The sequence below is a fragment of the Vibrio sp. 10N.222.46.A1 genome (assembly GCF_041473595.1).
GTDB classification, from domain to species: Bacteria; Pseudomonadota; Gammaproteobacteria; order Enterobacterales; family Vibrionaceae; genus Vibrio; species Vibrio tasmaniensis_A.
Genome location: NZ_JBFRSN010001218.1, coordinates 1 through 315 on the forward strand (window position 1 = coordinate 1; position 315 = coordinate 315).

A 315-nucleotide genomic window follows, 5' to 3' on the forward strand; every position below is an offset into this window, starting at 1 on the left:
CTTCGCTACTTCGCTACTGAGTTACTTAGCTGAGTGTACTTCTGTTTGGTTATAGCTTTTCGCTGTACTCAACCAGTACTTGTTCAACCCAGCTAGCGATACGGTCGTCGCTCAGTTCGTATTGTGAATCTTCATCAAGCGCCAAACCAACGAATTGAGATTGGTCTTCAGTGAGAGCTTTAGACGCTTCGAACTCGTAGCTGTCATCGTTTGGCCAGAAACCGACAAACTCAGTGCCAGCGATTTTCAGCTCATCATGTAATAGACCCATCGCATCTAAGAACCACTCGCCGTAGCCTTCTTGGTCACCTAAAC

General features: G+C 46.7%; 1 pseudogene. It reads right to left on the reverse strand.

The features are described 5' to 3' along the window. Positions 1-49: 49 nt before the first annotated feature. Positions 50-315: pseudogene (locus tag AB4496_RS25375) on the reverse strand (flavodoxin FldB); the annotation flags it as partial.